At 65.6% G+C, this 26,345-nt stretch carries 21 protein-coding genes and 1 tRNA gene; 8 read left to right on the forward strand and 14 right to left on the reverse strand.

Annotated features, from left to right (window positions below; translation table 11 throughout):
- Window positions 1-230: 230 nt before the first annotated feature.
- From IT775_RS19075 to IT775_RS19090, 4 genes are all read right to left on the reverse strand, one after another.
- Window positions 231-305, reverse strand: a tRNA-Phe gene (locus IT775_RS19075).
- A 127-nt stretch (window positions 306-432) separates the two neighbouring features.
- Window positions 433-3,783, reverse strand: a complete 3,351-nt coding sequence (locus IT775_RS19080) for an error-prone DNA polymerase (protein WP_212702839.1) — start codon at window positions 3,781-3,783, stop codon at window positions 433-435.
- Window positions 3,780-5,249, reverse strand: coding sequence for a Y-family DNA polymerase (locus tag IT775_RS19085; protein ID WP_212702840.1), 1,470 nt, complete (start codon window positions 5,247-5,249; stop codon window positions 3,780-3,782). Before IT775_RS19085 ends, IT775_RS19080 begins: the two co-directional genes overlap by 4 nt.
- Window positions 5,176-5,757 (reverse strand): ImuA family protein, encoded by a 582-nt coding sequence (locus IT775_RS19090; RefSeq protein WP_212702841.1) that lies wholly within the window; start codon window positions 5,755-5,757, stop codon window positions 5,176-5,178. Before IT775_RS19090 ends, IT775_RS19085 begins: the two co-directional genes overlap by 74 nt.
- Window positions 5,758-6,083: 326 nt before the next feature.
- Here IT775_RS19090 and IT775_RS19095 point away from each other — a divergent pair, with 326 nt between their 5' ends.
- Window positions 6,084-6,254: a hypothetical protein gene (locus IT775_RS19095; RefSeq protein WP_212702842.1), complete on the forward strand. Its 171-nt coding sequence runs from the start codon at window positions 6,084-6,086 to the stop codon at window positions 6,252-6,254.
- 106 nt (window positions 6,255-6,360) lie between these two features.
- Here the strand turns inward: IT775_RS19095 and IT775_RS19100 are convergent, their stop codons facing one another.
- Window positions 6,361-9,618 (reverse strand): translocation/assembly module TamB domain-containing protein, encoded by a 3,258-nt coding sequence (locus IT775_RS19100; RefSeq protein ID WP_212702843.1) that lies wholly within the window; start codon window positions 9,616-9,618, stop codon window positions 6,361-6,363.
- Window positions 9,618-11,417 (reverse strand): autotransporter assembly complex protein TamA, encoded by a 1,800-nt coding sequence (locus tag IT775_RS19105; protein ID WP_246525743.1) that lies wholly within the window; start codon window positions 11,415-11,417, stop codon window positions 9,618-9,620. Before IT775_RS19105 ends, IT775_RS19100 begins: the two co-directional genes overlap by 1 nt.
- Here IT775_RS19105 and IT775_RS19110 point away from each other — a divergent pair.
- A complete protein-coding gene (locus tag IT775_RS19110) occupies window positions 11,405-11,992 on the forward strand; it encodes a hypothetical protein (protein ID WP_212702844.1) in 588 nt (195 codons plus the stop codon). The two genes, IT775_RS19105 and IT775_RS19110, sit on opposite strands and share 13 nt — an antisense overlap.
- Window positions 11,993-12,084: 92 nt before the next feature.
- Here IT775_RS19110 and IT775_RS19115 read toward each other — a convergent pair whose 3' ends face one another.
- Complete coding sequence (locus tag IT775_RS19115; RefSeq protein WP_212702845.1) at window positions 12,085-13,038, reverse strand: zinc ABC transporter substrate-binding protein; 954 nt, start codon at window positions 13,036-13,038, stop codon at window positions 12,085-12,087.
- A 100-nt stretch (window positions 13,039-13,138) separates the two neighbouring features.
- Here IT775_RS19115 and IT775_RS19120 point away from each other — a divergent pair, with 100 nt between their 5' ends.
- Genes IT775_RS19120 through IT775_RS19130 form a run of 3 tightly spaced genes read left to right on the forward strand, consistent with a single transcriptional unit; the run spans window position 13,139 to window position 15,209 of the window.
- The gene (locus IT775_RS19120) at window positions 13,139-13,627 is read left to right on the forward strand and encodes a transcriptional repressor (protein ID WP_212702846.1); all 489 of its coding nucleotides are present in this window, start codon (window positions 13,139-13,141) and stop codon (window positions 13,625-13,627) included.
- Entirely contained in the window at window positions 13,624-14,394 is a 771-nt protein-coding gene (locus IT775_RS19125; protein ID WP_212702847.1) for an ATP-binding cassette domain-containing protein, read from the forward strand. Before IT775_RS19120 ends, IT775_RS19125 begins: the two co-directional genes overlap by 4 nt.
- Entirely contained in the window at window positions 14,391-15,209 is an 819-nt protein-coding gene (locus tag IT775_RS19130) for a metal ABC transporter permease (RefSeq protein ID WP_212702848.1), read from the forward strand. Before IT775_RS19125 ends, IT775_RS19130 begins: the two co-directional genes overlap by 4 nt.
- A gap of 56 nt (window positions 15,210-15,265) precedes the next feature.
- Here IT775_RS19130 and IT775_RS19135 read toward each other — a convergent pair whose 3' ends face one another.
- From IT775_RS19135 to edd, 6 genes are all read right to left on the reverse strand, one after another.
- A complete protein-coding gene (locus IT775_RS19135) occupies window positions 15,266-15,697 on the reverse strand; it encodes a DUF302 domain-containing protein (RefSeq protein ID WP_212702849.1) in 432 nt (143 codons plus the stop codon).
- A 251-nt stretch (window positions 15,698-15,948) separates the two neighbouring features.
- On the reverse strand, window positions 15,949-17,181 hold the full coding sequence (locus IT775_RS19140) for an efflux RND transporter periplasmic adaptor subunit (protein ID WP_212702850.1): 1,233 nt from the start codon (window positions 17,179-17,181) through the stop codon (window positions 15,949-15,951).
- A gap of 4 nt (window positions 17,182-17,185) precedes the next feature.
- Complete coding sequence (locus IT775_RS19145) at window positions 17,186-19,552, reverse strand: ABC transporter permease (protein WP_212702851.1); 2,367 nt, start codon at window positions 19,550-19,552, stop codon at window positions 17,186-17,188.
- Window positions 19,546-20,253 (reverse strand): ABC transporter ATP-binding protein, encoded by a 708-nt coding sequence (locus IT775_RS19150; protein ID WP_212702889.1) that lies wholly within the window; start codon window positions 20,251-20,253, stop codon window positions 19,546-19,548. Before IT775_RS19150 ends, IT775_RS19145 begins: the two co-directional genes overlap by 7 nt.
- A gap of 106 nt (window positions 20,254-20,359) precedes the next feature.
- A complete protein-coding gene (locus tag IT775_RS19155; protein WP_212702852.1) occupies window positions 20,360-20,998 on the reverse strand; it encodes a bifunctional 4-hydroxy-2-oxoglutarate aldolase/2-dehydro-3-deoxy-phosphogluconate aldolase in 639 nt (212 codons plus the stop codon).
- Window positions 20,999-21,007: 9 nt separating this feature from the next.
- Entirely contained in the window at window positions 21,008-22,816 is a 1,809-nt protein-coding gene (edd, locus tag IT775_RS19160) for a phosphogluconate dehydratase (RefSeq protein WP_212702853.1), read from the reverse strand.
- A 351-nt stretch (window positions 22,817-23,167) separates the two neighbouring features.
- Here edd and IT775_RS19165 point away from each other — a divergent pair, with 351 nt between their 5' ends.
- The 3 genes from IT775_RS19165 to IT775_RS19175 are packed head-to-tail and all read left to right on the forward strand — an operon-like array spanning window position 23,168 to window position 25,625.
- On the forward strand, window positions 23,168-23,812 hold the full coding sequence (locus tag IT775_RS19165; RefSeq protein WP_212702854.1) for a DUF6778 family protein: 645 nt from the start codon (window positions 23,168-23,170) through the stop codon (window positions 23,810-23,812).
- Window positions 23,813-23,850: 38 nt separating this feature from the next.
- Window positions 23,851-25,047, forward strand: a complete 1,197-nt coding sequence (locus tag IT775_RS19170; protein ID WP_212702855.1) for an RSP_2647 family RNA methyltransferase — start codon at window positions 23,851-23,853, stop codon at window positions 25,045-25,047.
- Window positions 25,044-25,625 (forward strand): RSP_2648 family PIN domain-containing protein, encoded by a 582-nt coding sequence (locus IT775_RS19175; protein ID WP_212702856.1) that lies wholly within the window; start codon window positions 25,044-25,046, stop codon window positions 25,623-25,625. The genes IT775_RS19170 and IT775_RS19175 overlap by 4 nt, the downstream gene beginning before the upstream one ends.
- Here IT775_RS19175 and IT775_RS19180 read toward each other — a convergent pair.
- Window positions 25,622-26,305 carry a M48 family metallopeptidase gene (locus IT775_RS19180; RefSeq protein ID WP_212702857.1) on the reverse strand — a complete coding sequence of 228 codons (684 nt, stop codon included), beginning with the start codon at window positions 26,303-26,305 and terminating at the stop codon, window positions 25,622-25,624. The two genes, IT775_RS19175 and IT775_RS19180, sit on opposite strands and share 4 nt — an antisense overlap.
- Window positions 26,306-26,345: the final 40 nt, after the last annotated feature.

A 26,345-nucleotide genomic window follows, 5' to 3' on the forward strand; every position in this document is an offset into this window, starting at 1 on the left:
GCCAGAAAAGGTCAGACATTTTACCGCTCGTTTTTCGAACGGTGAATCACGCCACCCGGCGGAAATCAATGGGTCCTAACCCTACGGAGGTGTTTGATCTTGAGTATTCGATTTTTGGATTCTTTGGCCAAATCAGACCCGTCGGAAGAGTGTATAACTGTGTATAACTTTTACGGACCAAATCCGAAGGTTTCAACGGGCCAAATAAATCAACAATTTCAGTGATTTAATGGTGCCCGGGGGCGGAATCGAACCACCGACACGAGGATTTTCAATCCACTGCTCTACCCCTGAGCTACCCGGGCACGGGTGAACGTCTTGCGTTCGGGTGGGGGCGTTCTAGGCGAGGCAGGGGGGGGGTGTCCAGAGGGTTTTTACAAAAATTCCGCACCGGCGTGAAGTTTTTTCCGGGGCCGGGCAGAGAGTGGCCGGTCAATGGAAATCCCGGCTGGGGAAAAGCCGTTTCGCCTGTTCCCGCGGATGCCGCGCGGTGGCGCGCGGGGCGGGGCGTGGGGCGTCGTCGGCCCGGGGCTGTGTGGTGCCGATTTCGGTCGCCAGCGGATGGCCCAGCCGGGACAGCCGGTGCGATTCATCGCTGATGTCGCGGGCGATCAGGTGGGTCACGATGCCTTCGCGCTGCAGATGTCCGCTGACCCTCAGCAGCCGCCCGCCCATCACCACCGCGCGGAACCGGTCATAGACCTTGGGCCAGACCACCACGTTGGCCACGCCGGTTTCATCCTCCAGCGTCAGGAAGATCACCCCCGAGGCGGTGCCGGGCCGCTGCCGGGTGATCACCAGCCCGCAGACCGAGCAGCCGCTCAGTGGCGCGGTGGCGAGATCCGAATGCAGCGTCAGGCCGGGCAGGTCGGGGCGGATCAGCTCCATCGGGTGGGCCTTCAGGCTCAGCCGCGTGGCGACGTAATCCTCCACCACTTCCTCGCCCAGATGCATCTGCGGCAGGTCCACCTGCGGCTCGTCGATGCTTTCGCCGTCGATAGGGTCGGCGAACAGCGGCAGCGGCGTGGGCGCGCGGATGGTCTTGACCTGCCACAGCGCGTCGCGCCGGGTCAGGCCCATCACGGCGAAGGCGTCGGCCTCGGCCAGACGCTCCAGCACCGCGGGGCGGATGCCGGCGCGCAGCCACAGGCTTTCGGGATCGGGATAACCATTACCCCGCGCTGCCACGATCCAGCTGGCGTCGTCCTCGCGGAAGCCCTTGATCTGGCGGAACCCCAGCCTGAGCGCCAATTGCCCGTCGGCGCGGCGTTCCAGCGTGTTATCCCAGGCGCTGCTGTTGACGCAAATGGGGCGGATTTCGACCTGGTGTTCGCGCGCATCGCGCACGATCTGGGCGGGCGCATAGAACCCCATCGGCTGCGAATTCAGCAGCGCGCAGGCGAAGATCGCCGGGTGGTGGCATTTCAGCCAGGCCGAGACATAGGCCAGCATGGCGAAGGCCGCCGCGTGGCTTTCGGGAAAGCCGTATTCGCCGAAGCCCTCGATCTGGCCGAAACAGCGTTCGGCGAAATCCTGGTCATAGCCATTGGCCAGCATGCCGGCGACGAACCTGTCGCGGAAGGTGCCGATCGTGCCCATGCGGCGGAAGGTGGCGAGAGAGCGGCGCAGCCGGTCCGCCTCTTCCGGGCTGAAACCGGCCGCGACCACGGCGATCTGCATCGCCTGTTCCTGAAACAGCGGCACGCCCAGCGTTTTGCCCAGCACCCGTTCCAGTTCCGGCGAAGGGAAGGTGACCCGTTCGCGGCCCTGGCGGCGGTTGATATAGGGGTGCACCATGTCGCCCTGGATCGGGCCGGGGCGGATGATGGCGACCTCGATCACCAGGTCGTAGAAGGTCCGGGGCTTCATCCTCGGCAGGAAATTCATCTGCGCCCGGCTTTCCACCTGGAACACGCCCACCGCGTCGGCGATGCCGAGCATGCCATAGGTCGCCGCATCCTCTTGCGGCACGGTGGCGATGGACAGGCGGTGGCCCTCATGGCTTTCGAGCAGGTCGAAGGACCGGCGCAGGCAGCTCAGCATGCCGAGGCTCAGCACGTCGACCTTGAGGATGCCCAAGGCGTCGATGTCGTCCTTGTCCCATTCGATGACGGTGCGGTCCTCCATCGCGGCGTTCTCGATCGGGCACAGCTCATCGAGCCGCCCCTTGGTGATGATGAAGCCGCCGACATGCTGGCTGAGGTGGCGCGGGAACCCGATGATGTCGCGGATCAGCCGCACGGTCTGGGCCAGCCGCCGGTCCTGCAGGTCCAGCCCCAGGTCGCGCATCCGCTCCGGGTCCGGCCCCTTGCCGGAATAGCCCCAGATCTGGCCCGACAGGCCGGCGGTGACATCCTGCGAAAGCCCCATCACCTTGCCCACCTCGCGGATCGCGGCGCGGGATCGGAAATGGATGACGGTGGCGCAGAGCCCGGCGCGGTGACGGCCGTATTTTTCATAGATATGCTGGATCACCTCCTCGCGCCGTTCATGTTCGAAATCGACGTCGATATCGGGCGGTTCGCCACGGTATTTCGACACGAACCGTTCGAACACCATGGAAATCTGTTCCGGGCTGACATCGGTGATGCCAAGCGCCCAGCACAGGATCGAATTGGCCGCCGACCCGCGCCCCTGGCACAGGATGCCGAGGCTGCGGGCATGGGCCATGATGTCATGCACGGTGAGGAAATAGGCCGCGAAGCCCAGGTCTTCGACCATCGCCAGTTCCTTGCGCGCCATTGCCTCGTAGCGTTCGGGGATGCCGTTTGGGCAGCGCCATGCCAGCCCGTCGAAGGCCAAACGTCGCAGCCGTCCCTGCGGGGTCTCCGCCCCGGCAATCTCATCGGGGTACTCATAGCTGAGTTCGCCGAGGTCGAAGCAGCATTGCCCGGCGATTTCCGACGTGCGGCGAAGCGCGGCGGGATGGTTGCGGTAAAGCCGCGCCATGTCGGCGGGCGCCTTCAGCCGGCGTTCGGCATTGGGCAGGGCGCGGGTGCCGATCTGGTCGATGGTGATGTTGTGGCGCATGCAGGTCAGCACATCGGCCAGTTGCCGGCGGCTGCCGTGATGCATCAACACGTCGCCCACCGCCACCATCGGCGCCGACACCCGCAGCGCCAGGCGGGCGCAGGCGTTGAACCAGTCCTGATCGCTGCCGTCATAGCGCGGGGCCGCGCCAAGGAAGACCTGACCGGGGAACCGCCGCCGGAGCGCCGCGATGTGGCGCGGGGCGGGGCCGCCGAGCCCCTGTTGCGGCAGGGCGATCAGGATCATGCCCTCGGCCCCTTCCAGCAGGTCGCGCCGGTCGAGGTGACAGTCGCCTTTTGCCGCGCGGCGCTTGCCCAGCGTCAGCAGGCGGGACAGCCGGGCATAGGCGGCGCGGTCGCGGGGCAGGGCGATCCAGTCCACCGGGCTGTCGCGCAGCACCAGGCGGCAGCCGGTGATCAGCCGGGGCAGGGCGGGCGTGCCGGGACGCGGCAGCGGATTGCGCGGCCCGACGGGTTGGCGGGACGAGGCATCGCTGCGCTGTTCGGACCGGATGTCGATCGCACCGGCGCTGCTGCGGTGCAGTTCCTTCAGCGCCGAATAGGCGCGCACGACGCCGGCCAGCGAATTGCGGTCGGTGATGGCGATCGCGCTCAGCCCCAGTTCGGCGGCGCGGGTGATCAGTTCCTCGGGATGCGAGGCCCCGGTGAGGAAGGTGAAGTTGGAGGTGGAGCAGAGTTCCGCATAGGCGGCAACGGCCCCCGGAAAAGGCGCATTTTCGACCCGGTCCGTCATGCGAATTCCCCCTGCACGTACCAGCCGGGATGCTGCGGCGTGTGAAACATCCACAGCCTGCGGCCCTGCGCGGTTTCCACCCGCCAGTAATCGCGCAGCCCGCTGCGCCAGCTTTCATCCTCCAGCCACCATTCCGGGGTCAGCCGTTCCGGCCCCGCCTGCCGTTCGACGCGCAGGGTCATTCGCCGCCAGCGGAACCGGGCGGGCGGGGTGCGGCCGGTCCCGGCCACCGGTTCGGGCGGGAACAACCGCAGCGGGCGGGGCCGCAGCAGCGGCCAGGATGGCGCGGGGTCGCTGAACGCGGCGGCGGCGATGATGAAACTGCGTTCCGGGATATGGCTGTCGGCGGGCAGGAAGCGCTGCACGTTTTCCAGCCCGATCCGCGTGCCGATCCGGGTGATCAGCGCCGCCAGCCCGTCATTTTCGTCTTGCCGGACGGCGCTTTGGATCTGGGCCGGGGGCAGGTCCTCGACCTGAATGGCGGCAAGGCGCAGCTGGTCGATGCCGAATCCGGCCTCGATCCCGGCCAGTCCGCGGTCGAACAGCGGCAGGATCGCCTGCGGGTCGTTCATCGGGCGGGCCAGCCGCAATTCGACCTGCTGGCTGGCCTGATCGACCCGGCGCAGGGTCAGCAGCAGCACCCGCGCCCCCTGATCATGGTGCCTGAGCTTGCTGCAAAGCTGCGCGAGCAACCGCGCCGCGCCGGCCTGCACGTCCTCCAGCAACCCGATCGGGTCGGGCAGGGTCAGCCGCACGCCGTAATGCGGTGGATCGGCCAGCGGCGTGACCGGTTCGGGCTGGGCGCCCAAAGCCTGATCCAGCCGCAGCAGCACCCCGTTGCCAAACCGCCGCGCCAGCGGCGCGCGCGGGGTGGCGTGCAGATCGGCGATACTGCGCAGCCCCAGCCGTTCCAGCCCGATCACCAGCTTCGGATCGATCCGGAGCGCCGCCACCGGCAGATCGCCGAGCGCCTGCAACGGCTGGCCCGGCGCGGCGATGCCTTCGCCGAAATGCGCCAGCGCCCAGGCCGCGCCGCGGCTGTCGGCCAACCCGATCCGGGTTTCCATCCCGGCGCGGCTCAGCCGCATCCGCATATCCGCAATCAGCCCGGTTTCGCCGCCGAAAAGATGCGTCGACCCGGTGACGTCCAGCACCAGACCGTCGGCACCTTCCAGCCCCACCCAGGGGCAATAGCGCCCGGCCCAGCGGGCCAGCGCCCGCAGGAACCGCGCGTCGCCCGGCGCGTCGGCGGGGCGGGTGATCAGATCGGGCTGCAAGGCGCGGGCATCCGACAGGGTCATTCCGCGCGCCAGCCCGGCCCGTTCTGCCCGCGCGTCGAGGCAGTGCAGCCGGTCCGTATTGCTTTGCTTGGCGGTCAGCGCAAAGGCCGCCTCAACCGGTCGCAGACGCAGCGCGCGGTCGCTCGCCAGCCTTGGAAACCACAATGACACGACGCGCCGTTGCATCCCAACGAGTCACCCAATTCTCTAATGTTCCTGATTTGTTCTTTATAAGATCCCAGCGGTGCAGAGTCGAGTCCCGGTCGCCGCTGAGCGGCATGCAGCACCAGCGGGTTTCGGCCGCATTGCTGCCCATGCCGTCGGGCGTCAGGATCAGCCCGGTCGTCCGCCCCGCCTCGGCCGCCAGTTGCAGCCGGCGGCCATGGGTCAGGGACAGCGGTTCGTAAATTTCCGCCACCACCAGCCCCACCGCACCCGAGCGCAGCGCCTCTTCGGCGACCGCCAGAATGTCGATCTGGCTCGCGGCTCGCGCCAGCAGCAGTCGGGTCGGATCGCAATAGGCGGCCAGCCCTTCGGGGTTGAGCCCGCCCTGCTGCCAGGACGGGCTGATCCAGAACGCCGGCTTGTCGCTGAAATTGCAGCAGGTGGCGGCGAAATAGGTTGCCCCGGGGCCGCAGGCCTCGTGGGCGCGGCCGCGTTTCAACGGGTAGCAGACGGCAAAATCGGCGGACATTTGTTTCCTCTTTGTTCTTTTTAAGGATGGCGGAATTGGCGCGGATTTCAAGCCTGTCCGGAAGCAGAGGGCAGGGGGCCGCGGCCCGGCGAAACCGCGGGGCGCGCGCAAGGGGGATGAACGCGTGCACTGGATGGCCGCCAAGAGCGTGGCACGAGGTTGTACGCGACCGGGTTTCGCGATCACGCAACATCCTATCCGGGGCAAGCACCGGAGCCTGACGCGGATGTCGGAACCGCGCGTCTCATCCCCCGGCTTTCTATGTGAAATTCCGGCTTTTTCGGTTAAACTTATCTTTGAAGCATGTGCCCCTCGGGGAGGGAGCAATGGTCGAATATGGAATTGCCTTGGAAGGGACATCTGGTGGCGCCGGTGGCGGCGGCTTCGGCAGTTGGGACATGTCCTACTGGGCAGAATCAATCGCCAGGGATCCCACGTACCTGCTGATAGGTGGCGCGGTATTCGGATTGATCATGCTCTTGCTTCTCGTCCGCTGAGTCTCCGCCGTGCCCCTTGGGCGCATTACTCAGGTTCCGCAAACAGATAGTCGGCAGGCCTTTGCCCTGACCGCTGTTTCCTGGCGCAAAGCGGAAGCGCCGCCCCTCAGTAATCCCTCTCGAAGAACACCCCGATGCCGGTTTCCCCGTCCGATCCCAGCCGGCCGCGCGCGGTGAGGCTGGGGCTGATCTGCAGGTTCAGGTTGATCTGGCTGTTGCCGGTCGTGTCCACGATCACTTCGCTGTAAATATTGTCGCTGATATACTTGCCCACCCGCGCCTCGGTGACCCCTTCCTCGCTGGTGCTCAGGTCCAGATCGTCCAGCGCCAGCCCCCGGCGCAGGTCACCGGTCAGCCCGCCGCCACCGCCGCCCGACAGGGTGCGGATTGCGGCGCCCAGCCGCAGCGCCTGCAGCGGCGAAATCGACGACATGCCGCGCCCGAACAGCACCAGGGCAAGGATTTCATCCTCCGGCAGGTCCGGGCTGGAACTGAATTTCAGCCCCGGATTGCTGGCCGATCCGTCGATGGCGATCGTCACGCTGGTCCCGTCCGCCACCGTGTCGGCGGCGAAACGGATATAGGGATCGAAGGCGCCCTGCAGCCGGATCAGCCCCTCGGTCAGGGTCAGCCGCTTGCCAAGGATATCGAGCCGTCCGCGGATCAGGTCGAAGCGGCCCTGCGGCACCACGTTGTCGGTGCTGCCCAGAAGCTGCAAGCCGCCGCCCAGTTCCGCGTCCAGCCCGCGCCCGCGCACGAAAATCCGCGCCGGTGCCCGGATCGTCAGGTCGAGCCCGTAGGCCGGTCCCGATCCGCCGTTGCCGGAGGTTTCGATCAGCCCGGCCCAGCTGCGCACCCGGCGCACCTCGGCCGGTTCGTTGCGATGCTTCAGCCCGGGCAGGTCGGCATAGCTTGGCCCCGATGTGCTGGGCACCCGAAATTCGGTTTCGCCAAGCGTCACGGTGCCACTGATCCGGGCGCCGCCCGACAGTGGCCCGGTCATCCCGATGCGCCCGTCCAGCGTGGTGTCGTAGAGCGTCGGGTCGGTCAGGTGGATCGCGGTCAGATCGGCGCTCAGGTCGGCGGCATAGCCGGGAGAGAGCGATACCGGACCGCGAAGCGTGATCTGGCCGCCCGAGGACACCCCCGCCGACATGTCGATCACCGCGCTGCCCCCGTTCAGACGGATCGCGCCGGAAATATCCTCCAGCGCCAGCCTCTGGGTCGGCAGCGCCAGCCGGGCGCCGCTGGTGCTGATTTCGCCGGAAAGCGCGGCCAGTGACGGCGCGCCATCAAGGCGCAGGTCGATCCGCGCCAGCCCCGCCAGTTGGCGCGGACGCAATATCCGGTTGGCAAGCGCCAGCGGTGCGGTACCGGTCAGCGCCATGTTCATCGTCGTGGCATCCTCGGCCACGCTGCCCACGGCCGCGACCTGCGCTCCACCCGGCCCGTCGGCCCTGGCGTCGACCTGCCATTGTCCACCGCTCAGATCGGCCCTGAGCTCGGCCTTTGCCGCGCCGCCGATACCCTCGACGACCCGCGCCAGATCGGTGATCCGGGCGGCAAGTTCTGCCGATCCCGCCCCGGTCCGCAGCCGCGCGTCGCCCGTGATTTCAACGTGATCTGTTGCGATGCTCAGGTCCTCGACCGAACTGCCGTTCGCATCGCGGCAGGCGTTCAGGTGAAGCGTTCCGCGCCCCTGCAACAGCGGATCGACCTGCGGCTGGGACAATGCAAGGTCGCGGGTTTCGCCGTCGATGGTCAGCTCGAACCGGCCCGACAGCGGGTGCATTTCACCGTTGATCGCGACGCTGGCCGCACCACCCAGCCTGCGTCCGGCGAGCACCGAAAACCGCGCCAGGTCCTGTGCGCTCACCGTCAGGTCCGGGGCAAGCACGATGTTCAGCCGGTCCGAGATGCCGGAAATCGTCAGGTCGCCGCCGGTTCGGTAATCGCCGCCCGTCAGTTCCATCCCGGTCAGGTTCAGCGGTGCGTTTTCGGACCAGTCAAAGCCGAGTTTGCCGCGCAGGTCCGTTCCGATGGCGGTCTGCAGGGCGGCATCGGTAAACCCGATCCCGCTGGCTGACAGGTCGATCTGCCCCGCGACCTGCCCGAGGCTGGACCCGTCGCCGCGCTGCAGCCGGCCTGTGCCGGTCACCCGGGCCGCGCCAAGCCGCATATCCGGGCGCTCGAGCCCGTCGAGCAACGCATTCAGGCGCCAGCCATCGCCTTGCGCCGCGTCGTAGTTCAGCGAAACTTCCGCCGCGCGCAGCCGGGTTGCGGGCCCGGAAAGCGGCAGCAGCACCGTATCGCCCTGCCGTGGCCGGATTTGCCCGTCCAGTTGCAGCAGTTCGGGCCATCCCTCTGCCGACAGCCGCGCCTTGCCCTGCAAGGACAGCGCATCGGCACTCAGCGTCAACTGGTCGACGTGCAGATCGCCCTCGGCCAGCCGTTTGCCCTCGGCCCTGAGCCGGATGTCGGGGCCGAAGAAGGCGCGGTAATCGGGGGCGAAAAGCGGTGCGAGGTCGCCCCCGATCTCGGCACCGAACACAAGGTCGGTAACCGCGTCGGGCCGATCGTCGCGGCTGGTGGCGGTCATCGTCAGGTTGCCCTGCAGCCTTTGCTGCCCGTCGGTGGCAAGCGTCAGGTCGGCGGCGAAATCTTCGACCGGGCCTTCGCCTTTCACGGTCAGGTCGACGGCAGGTCCACCGGGCAGGGATAGCTGGCTGGCCACGATCCCGCCAGCCGGTTCATGCAGGTCAAGATCAAGTGACAGTATATTGGTTTCATTCGAGAAACTGGCGGAAAACTCTAGCGCGCCTTCGGCCACGTCGAGCCGCCTGACAGACAGGTTCGCCGACCCCGCGCCGGAAACCAGCTTTGCCGACCCGTTCAGCGACAGCGTCAACTCCTGCCCCAGCAGCGCGGCGCCCAATGTCGCCTTGCCAACGGAAAGCTTGCCCAGATCGACCGAGATCGGCAAGTCGGGCAGGGCAAAGCCCGGCGCCTCGGCGGCGGGCAGGCCGGTTTCTTCGGGCAGTGGCAGCCGGTCGAAGGTGATTTCGCCGGCCGAAAGTTCATTCACCTGCAGATTGCCGCGCAGCAGCGCGCTGCGGTTCCAGTCGAGCGACAGGTTGTCGAGTTGCAACCAGATGCCATCGGCGTCGGCGATGCTGAGCCGTTCGATGGTGGCGGTGGAACTCAGCGCGCCCTCGAACCCGGTGATATCGACCTGCGCGCCGGGGCTGGACAGCGAATCCTCCAGCAGCGCCTCGAGATAGCCGCGATCGTCCTGGCCGGTGTTTTCCTGCGCCGGAGCGGACAGGGGCGCGATCAGAAGCAGGGGAAGGATAAACTTGCGCATCAGAAAGCCTGCCCGATCCCGATATAAACCTGCACGCCTTCACCGGTGTCGCCACTGAGCGGGGTTGCGACATCCAGCCGGATCGGCCCGACCGAGGTGTCATAGCGGACGCCGAGCCCGGCGCCGGAGTGCCAGTTTCCTGACCCGTCATAGAAGCTTTCGCGGCCGATATAGCCCGCATCGGCAAATCCGACGATACTGATCCGGTCCGTCAGTTTCGCCCGCGCTTCCGCCGACAACCCGGCAAAGCTGCGCCCGCCGATGCGGCCGGGGCCGACATCCACCGCCAGCGATTGATAGGGCTGGCCGCGCACCGTGCCGCCGCCGCCGGAATAGAACAGGTAGGTCGGGGCGGTCCGCGACAATGCCGTGCCGACGACCGATCCCAGCTGCAGCCGCCCGGCCAGCACCAGCCGACCCTCGGAATCCATCCGGCGGTAGATCCGGCTGTCGAATTTCAATTGCGCGCCCGAGGCTTCGCCGTTCAGACCGGCAAATGGGGTCAGCCGTGCATCGATATACTGCCCGCGGGTCGCGTTCAGGATATCGTCGCGCCGGTCCCATTGCAGCGATATCGGCAGGCTGGCGAGGGTGAAGTCGCGGGCACCGTAGACGTCGTTGGTTTCGCTGTAGGACAGGGCGAATTCGACGCTGCCCTGCAAATGGTCGGAAAAAATCCGGGTTGCGCCGATCCCGGCGGTCACCGTGTCGGCGCTGTAATCGCGTTCATCAAGGCTGGCCATGTCGAAATAGGCAAAACCCACGGTATCGGCCCCGAATGCGGCCGGGCGTTCGATCCGTGCGCCTAGGTCATAATCCACGCCGCTGCTTTCACCGGCAATGCCGGAAATCTCGCCCTCGATCCGCAGCCGTTCGGCCCCGCCCAGAAAGTTGCGATGCATCCAGAAGCCTGACACGGCCAGCCCTTCGAAATTCGACAATTCGATCCCGGCGCCGAAGCGGCGGGGTTTCTCGTCAACCAACGCTAGGCCGATATCCATCCGGTTGTCGGGGCCCAGATCATCCGCCTCGGTCACCGCGACCGAGCGGAAGGTCCCGGTGCGGCGCAGCCGGTTCGCGGTCTTGTCCAGCGCGTCGGGGGAAAATACCTCACCGGTGGGCAGCCCGGCGATGCGACGGATACGTTCGGAGCGGACCTTGGTGTTACCCGACAGGATCAGGTCGCCGAAGCGTACCTGCGGTCCGGGGGCAAGGCCGATCCGTGCCGTCAGCGTCTGGTTGGCGTGATCGGCTTGCAGATCCTGCGTCTTGACGCGCGCCTTGGCATGGCCAGCATCGCGCCAGCTGGCCACCGCGCCGCTGGCGGCGTCGATGATGGTTGCGGCGCGCGCGCGTTCGCCGGTGCGGAAATCCTCGGGCAGTTGCGTGCCCCGGGCCAGTGGCGCGATGTCGACCTCACCGAAGCGGAAAGGCTTGCCGGGATCGATGCTGACCTCGATCTGCGAAATCGCGCGGGGCGGGCTGAGCGGCGGGATCAGCGCCGCTTCGCGCCCGTCGATGCGGATATGGACGATGCCGGAATAGTAGCCCAGGGCGTAAAGCGTTTCGACCAGCCGCCGGTAATCGGCCAGAGCGGTCGAAAACAGGTCCTGCGGGTCGTCGATGCCTTCACGTTTGGCAGTACGCAGCAAAGAGGCGCCGCGCAGCCGCTTGAGAAGGGTCTTGTTTTCCTCCCCCTGCAACGAAAAATCCAACCGGTCCAGCGCGGTGGCCGGGGCGGGCGCAGCAAGGGCCGCGCAAAGCAGAAGGGTGGATAGGTGTCGCAATGGAATCGCCAAAGCTTGAAGTAACAGGGAATTTCAAAATCAGGATAAGCGCTCTGTCCATCAAGCTCCATCCGGTTCTGGAAAATAAAGCGATGTTTTGCGCGGTGGGGCGCCGTTCGGCCGTGGAATATCACTTCGATTTGGGCCCGGTCCAAGGGGACCTCAGGTTTCGATACTGGGGCAACCGATTGCTTCGTAGGGCGATTCCATTGCTGGTATCTGATCCAACGACGTTTGACATACAATGGTTCGTCACTGGTAAATGGCCTGGTATCAGGAGATGTGCAGTGTTTGGATTTCGCTTCAAAAGCAAAAACGGTCGCTGGCTGACCCTTTGGGCCTTGGGGATACTCGGATTCCCGCTTCTCCTGTGGTTGATCGGATATCTGGGAGGATGCGTCGCGAGTTCAACGTCGGCGCATTGCGAAAATATACCGGACTTTTTCGCGAGCGTGCTTTTTGCGTTTTACGTGTTTCTGGTGTTCGGGGGATGGGCCGTTTCGGGCCTGCTCATCATACTTGCCATTGCAATGTTGGTTTTGGCGGTGACCGCGGAAATCGGTGCGCGTCGCGAAACGAAGCGATGAATGTCCTTCACACTACGACGTTTCGCAACGATGTTTCCCGTGAATTCAGAACGGTCCCCGTCGATTGGTGTTCTGCAATTCCCCTGAACCGGTCATTTTTTCAGGCATCCGGCCATCTGCCCGGCCAATTGATCCAGCAGCGCGCCGTAAAGTGACGGGCCGGTTTCCAGCTGCGTGCCCATCGGGTCGATCACGGCGGTGCGGGCGTTGCTGCCTTCGAACACGGTGGCGACGAGGCCGGGATTGAACTGCGGTTCGGAAAACACGCAGACAACGCCGTACTGCTGGATTTCGTCGCGGATATCCTGGACCCGGGCCGGGCTGGGAGCCGAGGCGTCGCTCAGCGAAATCGCGCCGCTGGCGGCCAGGCCGAACCGGGTTTCGAAATACTGATAGGCGTCATGGAATACCACGAAGGGGCGGTCGGATACCGGACGCAGCACCGCCTCTATCCGGTCGATCTGAAGGTCCAGATCGTCCTGCGCGGCCTTGGCGTTCCTGCGGTAGGTATCGGCATGTTCGGGGTCGGCTTGCGCCAGCGCCTCGGCCATCGCGCCGAGCCAGACCTTCGCGTTTTCCGGGTCGAGCCAGGCATGCGGGTCGGTGCCGGCATGGTCGTGATCTTCGTGGCCATCGTCTTGATGTGATTCGTCCGTGTGGTCCTCGTGGCTGTCCTCGCCATGATCGGGGGCGAAAACGGCGGTTGCGCGGAACGGTCGTTCGATCGTCCCTTCGGTTTCCAGCAGTTCGACGATGGTCGCCCGCCTGGCCAGACGTTCCAGCGGCGTTTCTAACCACGGCGCCAGCGGGTGACCGACCCAGAACACCAGGTCGGCCTGTTCCAGCGCCCGCGCCTGCGACGGGCGCAGCGCGTAGCCATGCGGTGAGGCTCCCGGCTCCACGATCATCGCGGGGCCGCCCAGATCCCCCATAACCTGTGCCGCCAGAGACTGGATCGGGGCGATATCGGTGACCACCTGCGGCACCTCGGCCAGCGTGGCTTGTGCCAGGACGATCAGGGGAAGGGCGAGGCCGGGCTTCAGCATTTTTGGGTCCACCTTTGTTATCTTATAACATGTCGGGGCGGCTTGTATTTGGAATAATATAACATTACAAGCCGAAAAAACGGATAAGTCTGGAAGACGCATGAACGCCCTCGGATTTGAAAAACACGATCACGCCCATTGCATGGCCGACGGAGTCGCCTCCGTGGCGGAGGCCTGTCAGGCAAAGGGGCTGCAACTGACCCCGGTGCGGCGGCGGGTGATAGAAATCCTGTTGTCCGAACACCGGGCGATGGGGGCTTACGAAATCCTCGACACGCTCCGGGCCGAGGGGCTGGGATCGCAGCCGCCGGTCGCTTACCGGGCGCTGGATTTCCTGGTGAAGCACGGGTTCGCGCACAAGGTGGAGCGTCTCAATGCCTTCACCGCCTGCACCTATCCGGGCGAAAGTCACACCCCGGCCTTCCTGATCTGCCGTGAATGCGGGGCAGTGGTCGAGGCGGCGGCGGAACCGTCCAAGGGCGATCTCGGAGCGGCCGCCGAGGAGGCCGGGTTCGAGATCGAACAGGCGGTGGTCGAAGCCGAGGGCCTGTGCCCGGCCTGCAGAAGGAAAAAGGCTGGCGGGGCATGACCCACCTGATCGAAATCACCGGACTGAGCGTCCGTCAAGGCGGCGTTCTGGCGCTGTCGGATGTGGATTTTCACATCGACCGGGGCGAAATCGTGACGGTGGTCGGACCGAACGGATCGGGCAAATCGACACTGATGAAAACCATCATCGGGGCGTTGAAGCCCGTTGCGGGACGGATCGAGCGGGCCAAGGGGCTGCGGGTCGGTTACGTGCCGCAACAGCTACATATCGATCCGACGCTGCCGATGACCGTGGCGCGGTTTCTTGGCCTGCCGAAGAGGGTGTCGCGCGGCGCGATCGAGGCGGCGCTGCACAAGGCCGGGCTGCACGGTCTGGCGGCCCGCCAGATGGCCGGGCTGTCCGGCGGGCAGTTCCAGCGCGTGTTGCTGGCCCGGGCGCTGCTGGACGATCCCGATCTGCTGATCCTCGACGAGGCCACGCAGGGGCTCGACCAGCCGGGTTCGGCGGCGTTCTACCGCCAGATCGAAGAGGTGCGGTCAGAATTGGGCTGTGCCGTGCTGATGGTCAGCCATGAACTGCACGTGGTGATGGCCGCCAGCGACCGGGTGATCTGCCTCAACGGGCATGTCTGTTGCCACGGGACGCCCGAAATCGTCGCCTCGGCGCCGGAATACCGGGCGCTGTTCGGAACTGGCACCGGCGGGGCGCTGGCGCTGTACCGGCACGATCACGACCACAGCCACGAAGGCTGCGACCACGACCATGCGCATGATCACCATGACCACCCCAACGAGGCCGCGGAATGAACATACTGGACAATTTCATGACCCGCGCGGCACTGGCCGGGCTGGGCGTGGCGCTGGCGGCGGCGCCGTTGGGATGTTTCGTGGTGTGGCGGCGGATGGCCTATTTCGGCGATGCGACCGCGCATGCCTCGATCCTCGGTGTGGCGCTGGCGCTGAGCTTCAACATGTCGGTGTTCGCCGGGGCCCTGGCGGTTGCGCTGGTGATGGCGACCACGGTCAGCGTGCTGAGCGGGCGGGGGTTCGCGATGGATACGCTGTTGGGTGTGATGGCGCATTCGGCGCTGGCCTTCGGGCTGGTGGCGGTGTCGTTCCTGAAGGGTGTGCGGATCGACCTGATGGCCTATCTCTTCGGCGATATCCTGGCGGTGGGACGGGTCGACCTGGCGGTGATCTGGGGCGGTGCCGTTCTGGTCGTGGCGCTGGTGTCCTGGCGCTGGTCGGCGCTGCTGACCGCGACGCTGAACCCCGACCTGGCCCATGCCAGCGGCATCGACCCCCGGCGCGAACAGTTGGTGTTGACCCTGGCGCTGGCGGTGGTGGTGGCGGTGGCGATCAAGGTGGTCGGCGTGTTGCTGATCGCGGCGATGCTGATCGTGCCGCCCGCCGCCGCGCGCCCGTTCGCCCGCACGCCCGAGGCAATGGCGGCGATATCGGCGCTGATCGGGGCGATTTCGGTGCTGGGCGGGCTGCAGGGCGCGCTCATGTTCGACACACCGACCGGGCCGACCATCGTCTGCGTCGCGGCGATCCTGTTCCTCGCGGTGAGCGTCGGCAGTGGATTGCGTAACATGGCGGGGCAGGGCGGCGAAAAGTGAGTCATTTTCCGCGCCGGATTTCGGGGTGAAATCCGATCGGTGCATGAGCCGAAGGCTCAGTCTCCGACGGCCTCTTGAGCGATCTCGTCCAGCAGGGATTGGACCTCCTGCATGGCGCCTTCGGGGTAATTGCGGTACCCCACGATGACCTCGTTGCCCTTGTCGGCCACGAAGACGCCATAGGGGCAATGTGCGATGTTCAAAAGATCGGCCTCGATGACGTTCCGCGAAGTGACCGCCGAGCAAAAAATGAATACATCCGCCGCCTCGAACAGTTTGACATCACTCCCCACATCGGTCCCGGTGCGTTCCAGCATCGCGCCGACGTGGCTTACATAGTCAACGACCAGCCCGCGCCCGATGATGGCGCTTTCGACGGCGAATGCGGCATCCTCGAAACTGGCGTCGGTAGTGTAGGTTGTTACGCCCTCGGCGAATGCAGGCGCCGCTATCGTCAGGGCGGCGAGGGTCACAGCAAAGCGTTTCATCTTCTCCTCCTAGCTAAATAAGATATTTTACAATACTTCTGCCGCTTAAAAACTGTTTGACTTACAGCACCCCGTGCCACGGCATCACGGGCGGTTTGTGGCATGCCACGTGATTACAATCTTCTTCTAAGGAAATAGTCTGCCGTTATGTTTAGGCAAACGGCGTACGGAACGGTCTGTCGCTGCGTTTGTTGCAAATGACCATTTTTGGCTTTTATTACAGCGTCATGCGCGATTTTCGGGGCTCTCGCTCAGTACGCCGCCCGCTGCGCCACCTTCTGCCCGTCCTCCAGCCCGGCGGGCGGGTAAAGCACGATCGTGTCGCCGTCTGCTATCCCGTCGGTGATCGCTGCCTGCAGTCCGTTATTCGCCTCGATCTCGACCGGGCGCGCGCGTGCGACGCCATCCTCGACCACGAAGATCGCCCAGTTCCCGCCCTGGCGGAACAGCGCCCCCGCCGGCACGATCAGCGCCTTGTCCGAAGACCATGTCACCACCCGCACCTCGACCCGGAACCCGTGGCCCAGCCCGGCGCGCGCCTCGGGCGGGTCGGTGAAGCGGATCGTCACGCGCACCCGCTGTTCCTCGACCCCGAGCGCGGACACCTTGGTGAAGCCGCGCGGTTCGATCCGCGCCACCACGCCGTTCAGCGGCGTGTCGCCGCCCCATTGATCGATGATGACGGTATCGCCCGGCGCGATCTGCACCGCGTCGGTCGACAGCATTTCCGACAGCACTTCCAGATCGTTGCGGATATCGCCGATTTCCAAGATCGGCGTGCCGGCGGGCAGGGTGGTTTCGGACCGTTGCAGCACCTGCAGGATACGGCCCGAAATCGGCGCAAGCAGCGGGTGGACTTCGTCGGCAGCGGAATTCTCGGATGTGTCGGACCCGGCGCCATCGAAATTCCGCGCCGCGGCCTGTGCATTGTTCAGCTCGGCCACCCGCATCGAAATCGCCGCCCGCGCGGTATCGAGCGCCGCTTCCGCCGCCCGCGCGGCGCGGGCATCGTTGTCCAGCGCGGCCTGGCTCGAGATGCCGCTGTCGAAAAGTTTCTGGGTCCGGGCCAGGTTCGCCGCGGCCAGGTCGCGGTCGGCGCGGGCCTTGTTTACCGCGGCCTCGGCCACGCGCAGCGCGGCTTCGGCGGCGGTGACGGTGGCCCGGGCCTGTTCGCGCGATCGCGCATCCAGCACCGTGGACGTGGTCGGCAGCATCCGCGCCACCACGGTTTCCTGCGCGGTCACTTCGTCGCCCGGATCGACCTCGACCCGCAGCAACCGACCCGTCACCGGGGTCGACACGGTGTAGGGGTCATGCACCTGGGTACGGCCTTCCTCGTCGATCGTCACTTGCATCGGTCCCTCGATGACGGTGCCCATATCGACCAGCGCGGCGCGCGGCCAGAAAGCATAGGTCAGCGCCCCGGCCAGCCCCACGGCGACGACAAGGCTGATGATCCGGCGCGTGTATTTCTTCGCTGCCATCCGTTCACTCCCGCGTTTTCAGCGCCTCGACCAGGTCGGCCCGGTCCAGGTCACGTTTCACCAGCCAGCCCGATATCGCCGCCGACACCAGCACAGCGATGATCGCGGTGCCGTGGCTGGACGGGCTGAAGATGGCCGGTATCTGGTAGATATCGGTGCTGAATCCTTTCACCATGAGATAGGTCAAGCCGTAGCCAAACAGCGATCCCAGCGGCAAGGCGGCCAGCGTCACCGCCCCCAGCTCGCCCAGCAGCACGAAAGAGGTTTCGCCGCTGGTGAACCCCATCACCCGTAGGCTGGCCAGGTCGCGCATCCGTTCGGCCAGGGCAATCCGGGCGGCATTGTAGACGATGCCGAAGGTGATCACCGCGGCCACCGCAAGCATCACGAAACGCACCGATGCCGGCCCGGTATTCATGATCTCGATCAGTGCGTTGCGGGCATCTTCCTTCAAGGTCGCCCCGGCGACCCGGGGCATGCCCTTGATCCGTTCGAATATCTGCCCGGTATGGTCTTCGTCGATGGTCAGGTAGGCGCCGGACACCTGTTGCGGTTCCTGCAGCGCGCGGCTCAGCGCGGTGATTTCCATATAGGCGGGCGCGCCGGTCAGCGTCTGTGCGGTGCCGATCACCGGCAGGCGCAGCACCGGGCGGCGGCCTTCGCGGATCTCGGCCTCGATCCAGTCGCCGGGGCCGACATGCAGGATATCGGCCAGGGTCTGGGACAGGATCAACCCCTCGCGCCGCATCGGGACCTGGCGGAAATCGGTATCGATCACCCGGTTCAGAACTGATAGTTCCGGCCGCCCCTCGAGCGCGCCGCGATAGCTGTAGGTGCCGTTGCGCAGCACCGCCGAGGCGACGCGGATCGGTTCGACATGTTCGACGCCGGGGATGCGGCCCAGTTCAAGCAATGCCTTGGGCGGCTGGTTGGAGGTGAAGACCACGGTCATGTCGGACCGGTCGAGAACCGTGAAGCTGAGGTCGATGGTTTCATTGAAACCCGCCATCATGGTCAGGGTCGCCACCGACAGCGCCAGCCCCGAGGCGATGCCGATCACCCCGCCCAGCATCCGCCCCGGGTAGCGGCTCAGCCGGCGCAGCACCATGCGGGCAGGTTGGTCCAGCCAGCGCTTCATCGCCCCGGCTAGGTCGTAGGCACGGGAATAATCCGGCGGGGCGGGCGGGCGCATCGCCACCGCCGGCGTCAGTTTGAACACCCCGCGCAGCACGAACAGGCTGCCGGTCGACGCCGTCAGGATCGAGGTCGCGAAGCCGATCACGAAACTGCGCGGATCGATCGCGAAAACGAGGAAGGGAAACTTGTAATAAAGCTGGTAGACCACGGCCAGCGACGACCCCGCCGCGACGCCGGCGACGGACCCGACGATGGCGCCCAAAACGGCGATGACCAGCACCAGTTTGAGATAGTGAAAACTGACCTCCCAACTGGAATACCCGAAGGCCTTGAGGAGCCCGATCTGTTCCCGTTCGGCCTGCACCATCCGCGAAATCACGATATAAAGCAGGAACGCCGCCACCCCGAGAAAGATCGGCGGAATCGACGCCGTGGAAACCCGCAGTCCCCGGATTTCCTCGCTGATGAAACGGTTGGAATAGAGATCGGACAGTGCATAGGCGCCGACGGCGCCATAAGGGGCCAGCAGCCGGTCGACGGCGGCGATCACGGCCCGCGGGTTGGTGTCCCGGGTCAAAGAGATCAGCGCCTCAGAAAACGCGCCCTGCATGTCATAGGCCGCGCCCAGGGCGGCGCGCCGCATCCAGATCACGGCGAAACGCGCATCGTCGGGGACCAGTTCCCCGGGCGCGGTGCTGTAGAGGAATTCCGGCGATTGCGCGAAGCCGACGATGCGGAATTGCCGCTTGGCCCCGTTCATCGTGGCGGTGATCCTGTCGCCTGGCAGCAGGCCGCGCGCCTTGGCGAAACCTTCCAGGATCACGATTTCATCACTGTGGCCCCGTTCAGGCAACCGGCCCGAGGTCAGGTAGATGTCGTTCAGCCGTGGCGCGCCGTTATCGGGCAGCGACAGGGCCTGGGCACGGACCGGCAATTCGCCCGTCGCCATGTCGATCAATGCCGCGCCGGACACCCGGCTTTGCACCGCGGCGACGCCGGGCAGGGCGGCGATCCGTTCGGTCATCCTTTCCGGCGCCCGGATCACCGGGGCAAAGACATCCGCCAGCCGGTAGCGGTCGTAATAGGCGCGACGGGTTTCCTCCAGCGTGTTGACCAGCCCGGTCATCATCACCAGCATCATCACGCCAAGCGCGATTACAAGACCGATCGCCGCCGCCTGTCCCTTGATCCGGACCAGGTCGCGTAACAGCTTCCGGTCCAGCGGGCCTACCATTCTATGTCTTCCGCGGTCAGCTTGGTTTCGTTCAGCACCACTTCGCGGATCGTTCCGTCGGCGAAATGGATCACCCTGTCGGCCAGTTGTGCGGTGCTGGCGGCATGGGTGACAATTATGACGGTGGTGCCCAGCTTTTCGTTCACGTCGGTCAGAACCTTTAGCACCGCGCGGCCGGTGGTGCTGTCCAGCGCACCGGTGGGTTCGTCGCAGAACAGCACCGTCGGCTGTTTCGCAACCGCACGCGCGATGGCGACCCGTTGCTGTTCGCCGCCCGACATTTCCGACGGGAAATGGGTTTCGCGCTGATCCAGCCCGACCAGAGCCAGCGCTTCGGACGCATCCATCGGATTGCGGGCGATTTCGGTCACCAGTTCGACATTCTCGCGCGCGTTGAGGCTGGGCATCAGGTTGTAGAACTGGAACACGAAGCCGACATGATCGCGCCGGTAGCGGGTCAGTTCGGCGTCGTTCATGTCGGTCAGGCTTTTATCTTCGAAATGAACGCTGCCCTCGGTCGGCCGGTCGAGCCCGCCAAGAATGTTGAGAAGCGTCGACTTGCCGCTGCCCGAGGGGCCCAGCAGGACCACGAATTCGCCTTCGGGAATCGTCAGATCCACCCCGCGCAGGGCGTGAACGGCGGCGCTGCCTTCGCCATAGACCTTGGTCAGGCCTTTGGCGTCGAAGGCGGGGCGGGATATGGAACCGTTATCTGGCAAACTATCACGTTGGTTCAATTCCCGTTCAGGTTAGCCGAATTGCCGGGCGGGGCCAGCGAAAAACGCACACCAGTCCGCCCCGGGGCATTCAGTGCAGGCGGCTGGCTTCCTTCGCCAACGCGGCAATCCTGCCCCAGTCGCCCGACCGGAGCAGATCCTTGGGCGCGACCCAGCTGCCGCCGACACAGGCGACGTTGGGCAGAACCAGGTAGTCATGCGCGTTCGCATGGCTGATGCCGCCGGTCGGGCAGAACAGGATCTGCGGCAGCGGCGCGGCGAGCGATTTCAACATCGCCGCCCCGCCCGCGGCTTCGGCGGGGAAGAATTTCTGTGTCGAGTAGCCGCGTTCCAGCAATGCCATCGCTTCGCTGGCGGTCGCTGCGCCCGGCAGCAGCGGCAGGCCGATGTCTTCACACGCGTCCAGCAAACGGTTGGTGGCACCGGGCGACACGGCGAATTGCGCGCCCGCCGCCTTGGCGTTTTCGGCATCTTCCGGCGTCAGCACGGTTCCGGCGCCGACGATCCCGCCCGCGACCTGCGACATTTCCCGGATCACCGACATCGCCACCGGCGTGCGCAGGGTGACCTCCAGCACGGGCAGGCCGCCCTCGACCAGGGCTTCGGCCAGCGGGATGGCGGTGTCAATGTCATCGACCACCAGAACCGGGATGACCGGGGCGCGGTGGCAAAGGGATTCAGTGAAGCTGCTGGCGTCCTGCGGTGTCATGACGATTTCCTAAACGATAACGGCCGCGCCGTCGGTGGCGAGGCCCACATTCTGGCGGAAGGTTTCGAACAATTCACGGCCGATTCCGTGGCTGTTGTCGCTGAGATCGGGGTGCGCGGCGGGCCGGTCGGCAAAGCCTTCGCTGAGGTTTTGCAGCACGCCGGTGACCGCATCGACGCGGATCATATCGCCATCCTGCACCCGCGCCAGCGGACCGCCCGCCTTGGCTTCGGGGCTGACATGGATGGCGGCGGGCACCTTGCCCGAGGCGCCCGACATCCGTCCGTCGGTGACCAGCGCCACCTTCAGCCCGCGATCCAGCAAGACGGCCAGCGTCGGGGTCAGCCCGTGCAATTCGGGCATGCCGTTGGCCTGCGGTCCCTGAAAGCGCACCACCACAACGGTGTTGGAAGTGAATTCGCCCGCCTTGAATGCCGCTTTTACTGCATCCTGGCTGTGGAATACGCGGGCGGGGGCTTCGATCACCTGATGATCCGGCGCGACGGCGGACACTTTCATGATGCCGTGGCCCAAGTTGCCCTTGAGCTGCTGCAACCCGCCGGTGGGCTGGAACGCCTGATCCACCGGGCGCAGGATCTTGTCGTTCTGGCTGTCGCGCGGCCCGGGTTCATAGACGACGCGGCCGTCCTTCAACTTGGGGTCTTGGGTGTAGCGCTCCAACCCGTCGCCCGCGACGGTCATGACGTCCTCGTGCAGCAACCCGGCCTGTAACAATTGCCCGATCATGTAGCCCAGACCGCCTGCGGCGTGGAAATGGTTCACGTCGGCCAATCCGTTGGGATAGACCTTGGCCAGCAACGGTGTCACCGCGCTGATATCGTTGAAATCCTCAAGGCTCAGCCGGATCCCTGCCGCCCGCGCCATCGCGGGCAGGTGCAGTACCAGGTTGGTCGATCCGCCGGTTGCCATCAGCCCGACGATGCCGTTGACGAAGGCGCGTTCGTCCAGCACCTGCGACACGGGCCGGTAATCATTGCCCAGATTGGTGATTTCCAGCGCTCGCTGTGTTCCGGCCACGGTCAGCGCATCGCGCAGCGGCGTGTTGGGATTGACGAAACTGGCCCCGGGCAGGTGCAGCCCCATGAATTCCATCAGCATCTGGTTGGAATTGGCGGTGCCGTAGAAGGTGCAGGTGCCCGGCCCGTGGTAAGAGGCCATTTCCGCCTCCATCAGCTCGTCCCGGCCGATTTCGCCGGCGGCGAATTGCTGGCGCACTTTCGCCTTTTCGTCATTGGGCAGCCCGCTTGTCATCGGCCCGGCGGGCAGGAATATCCCCGGCAGGTAGCCGAAGGTCGCCGCCGCGATCACCAGCCCCGGCACGATCTTGTCGCAGACGCCGAGGTAAAGCGCCGCGTCAAAGGTGTTATGCGACAGCGCCACCCCGGCGGCGAGCGCGATCACGTCGCGCGAAAACAGCGACAGTTCCATCCCCACCTGGCCCTGCGTGACCCCGTCGCACATCGCCGGGACGCCGCCAGCGACCTGCGCGGTGGCCCCGGCTTTGCGTGCCGCGTCGCGGATCAGGGCGGGGAAGCGTTCGAACGGCTGATGCGCCGACAGCATGTCGTTATAGGCGGTGACGATCCCGAGGTTGGGCGCGTGGGCATCGATCAGGGTGGCCTGATCCGACCCCATCGCGGCAAAGGCATGGGCCTGGTTGCCGCAGGTCAGATGCGCCCGCCGCGGACCTTCCTCGGCCGCCTGCTGCATCCGTTTCAGATAGGTCGATCGGCTCTCAAGGCTTCTTTCACGGATGCGATCGGTGACCCGCGAAATCATATCGTTCAGCTGCGGCATGGATATCTCTCCGGTATCCGGGGATTCTATACGGAGTTAGCGGTAACGGCACAAGTGGCCTGCCGGTCCGGCCCCGGCAGGCAGGGCAGGGCCGAGCTTCTGCGCGTTCCGGGGGCGGCGGCGATGGGTTTTCCGGCAGATGGGAAACCTGCCTGACCCGACCGAAGACCGGTTTGCAATCCGGCGTTGCGTCGCGGTGCGCCGGTCACCATCTCCGGTGCATAGGGTTCTGGCAAGCGCCGTGGAATGATCCCGGTTGCGCTTTGAATTGGCCCAAAATCTGCCCGATTTCGGCAGGAGATATGGCCCATACCACAAAGGCCTGGGGGACTGGCCTAAGGAGATGGGGCAATGAAAAAAATTCGTACTGGGATCATTCTGGCAATCGGTCTGGGCCTTTCGGCCTGCGCTTCGGTCGACACCGCGTCGCGGAACATTCCGTTGGAAGCGCCGCAGATGTTGCCCGCCGCGCCGGTCGTGGCCTTGGCCGATTACAACATCAAGGTGTCGCGGTCGCTGCGCGTGTCCGAAGCGAACATGTATTACCCGATGGGCGATATCGTCTGGCGCGGTGATGCTATGGGGGACCGTCACGAACAGGTGGCCCGGATTTTCCAGGACAGCCTGATCCAGGTTCAGCAGCAGAACCAGCAAGGTGCCTTGCCGGTGGTGGTGGATATCGACCTGTTGCGGTTCCACGCGCTGACCGAAAAGACCCGTTACACCATCGGCGGCGTGCATTCGATCGCCTTCAACATGACCGTGCGCAACCCGGTCACCGGCGAGGTGATCGTGCCGACATACGAGGTCAAGGCTGACCTGCGCGGCTACGGCGGCTCCAAGGCCCTTGCGGCGGAACAGCAGGGCCTGACGCAGAAGCTGCGGATCACCCGGCACCTGGCCAACGTGATCACCCAGGAACTGGCCGCGTCCGGTTCCGCTCCGAAGGGCGTGACCGAACTGGTCGCTGGTTTGGAAACCGCTGCGCAAGGCTGACCCTTTCCCAATCTGACGAACAAGGCTAAGAGGGCGCCATGACAACACCCTCTTATCCCGTTATCCGCCTCAGACCCAAGGCCAATGCCCGCGCCATCCGGCACGGGTTTCCCTGGATCTATGACAATGAACTGGTCACCGACCGCCGTACCCGCAAGATCGCGCCGGGCACGCTTGCCGTGCTGGAAGATGGCGACAGGCAGCCGATGGGCGTGGTGGCGGTCAATCCCGAATCGCGGATCATCGGCCGGATGCTGGACCGTGATCCGCAGGCGGTGATCGACCGGGACTGGTTCGAAAAACGACTGTCCAAGGCGCTCAGCTTGCGCGAACGGCTGTTCGAAGACCCGTTCTACCGGCTGGTCCATGCCGAGGCCGATGGCCTGCCCGGCGTGGTGATCGACCGGTTCGGCGACCATGCGGTGGTGCAGCCGAACGCGGCCTGGGCCGATACCGCCTTCGAGGCGCTGACCGATGCCCTGGTCGCGGTCACTGGCGTCAAGACGGTGATCAAGAACGCCAGCGGCCGTGCCCGGCAGCTGGAAGGATTGGACAATGAAACCGCCGTGGCGCGCGGTTCCGCGCCCGAGGCACCGATCCCGGTGCCGATGAACGGTGCGATCTACATGGCCGACCTGACCGGTGGGCAGAAGACGGGCCTGTTCTTTGACCAGCGCCCAAATCATGCCTTCGCGGCTCGGCTGTCGCGGGGCGCGCGGGTGTTGGACGTGTTCAGTCATGTCGGCGGTTTTTCCCTTGCCGCGCTGGCCGGCGGTGCGGCCAGCGGGCTGGCGGTCGACGGGTCCGAAGCGGCGCTGTCGCTGGCAGCCGCCGGGGCCGAGGCGATGGGCGTTTCCGACAAGTTTTCCACCCGCAAGGGCGACGCGTTCGACGTGTTGACGTCCCTCGGCGAGGAAGGCGCGAAATTCGACGTCGTGGTCTGCGATCCGCCCGCTTTCGCGCCCTCGAAACCCGCACTGGAGGCCGGTTTGCGCGCCTATGAACGGGTGGCGCGGCTGGCCGCGCCGCTGGTGGCCGAGGACGGTTACCTTGTGCTGTGTTCCTGTTCCCATGCCGCCGATCTGGCCAAGTTCCGCGGCGCTTCGGTGCGCGGCATCGGCCGGGCCGGGCGGCAGGCTCAGCTGATCCATACCGGTTTCGCCGGGCCGGACCATCCGCTGATGCCGCAACTTGCCGAAAGCGGCTATCTGAAGTCGCTGTTCTTCCGGCTATGAAGGTGCTGCTCGACACCTGCGTGATCTATCCCACGGTGATGCGCGAGGTGCTCTTGGGCGTGGCGCGGGCAGGCGTGTTCACGCCGCTCTGGTCGGCCCGCATACTGGAAGAATGGGCCCGCGCCGCGCGCAAGCTGGGCCCCGGCGGCGAGGCGCAGGCACGCGGCGAGATCGCGATGCTGCGGGCCGCGTGGCCCAAGGCCGAGGTGCGCTGGAAGCCGTCGCTGGAAGACCGGCTGTGGCTGCCCGATGCGGCCGATACACATGTTCTGGCCGCCGCCATCGCGGGCAGCGCGGACCTGATCCTGACGCTGAACGCGCAGGATTTCCCGCGCAACGTCCTGGCCGAGGAAGGTCTGGCGCGGCAGGACCCGGACGGTTTTTTGCACGGCATCTGGCAGGCGCAGCCCGAATTGGTGGCCGGCGTGGTGGAACAGGTGCGGCTTGAGGCCGAACGGCTGTCCGGTGAGCCTTGGGAGGTCCGCAAGCTGATGAAGAAGGCGAAGCTGCCGAGGTTGGGTAAGGCCCTGGCTGGGCAAAACAGGTATTGGCACTCAGCCGTTAGGCTTGATCCCTAACCCTGCCAGCGCGCTTCCAACTTCTCGATCGCCTTTATCCGTTCCGGCGTCTTCGGATGGCTCAGCAGCCAGGCCGGGGCGGCGCCCGCGTTCGACTGGGTTAGCGCCTCGAGCTTGCGAAACAGCGATTTCTGCGGCTCCGTCCCGAAGCCGGCCTTGGTCAGCAACGCGGCGGCGTATTCGTCGGCCTCGTATTCGTCCGACCGCGACAGGCGCGCCGACAGCAGTGTCATCAGACCGCTGGCGATATAACCACCGATCCCCGGCAAGATCCGCGATAGCACCATCGCCAAGGCGGTGCGCAGCGCGTTCTGGCCGGAAAAATCGATCATCCTGCGGCGCGAATGGCCCAGGGCGACGTGCCCCAGTTCGTGCGCGATGACGCTGGCCATTTCCTCGGCCGTGACGACGCCCTGGCGGAACTTGTCGTAAAATCCGCGGGTGATGAAAATCCGTCCGTCGGGCGCGGCCAGTCCGTTCACCGGCGCGATTTCGTAAAGGTTCACCCGGATGCGCGGCAGTTCCAGCGCCGCGGCCAGCCGATCGGTCACCCGCTTCAGCTCGGGATCGGCCAGTTCGGTGGATTTCGCATCCAGCTCCTTCGCGGTGCGCCAGGCGGAAAACCGGTACATCGCGATGCCATAGAGCAGGGCCAGTAGGATCGGGGTAAAACGCAACATGTCAAAGATATGGGGCAGGGCGGGTGAAAGGGCAACTGCC

Origin of the sequence: Thalassovita aquimarina, assembly GCF_018219815.1 — a bacterium.
Lineage (GTDB): Bacteria > Pseudomonadota > Alphaproteobacteria > Rhodobacterales > Rhodobacteraceae > Thalassobius > Thalassobius aquimarinus.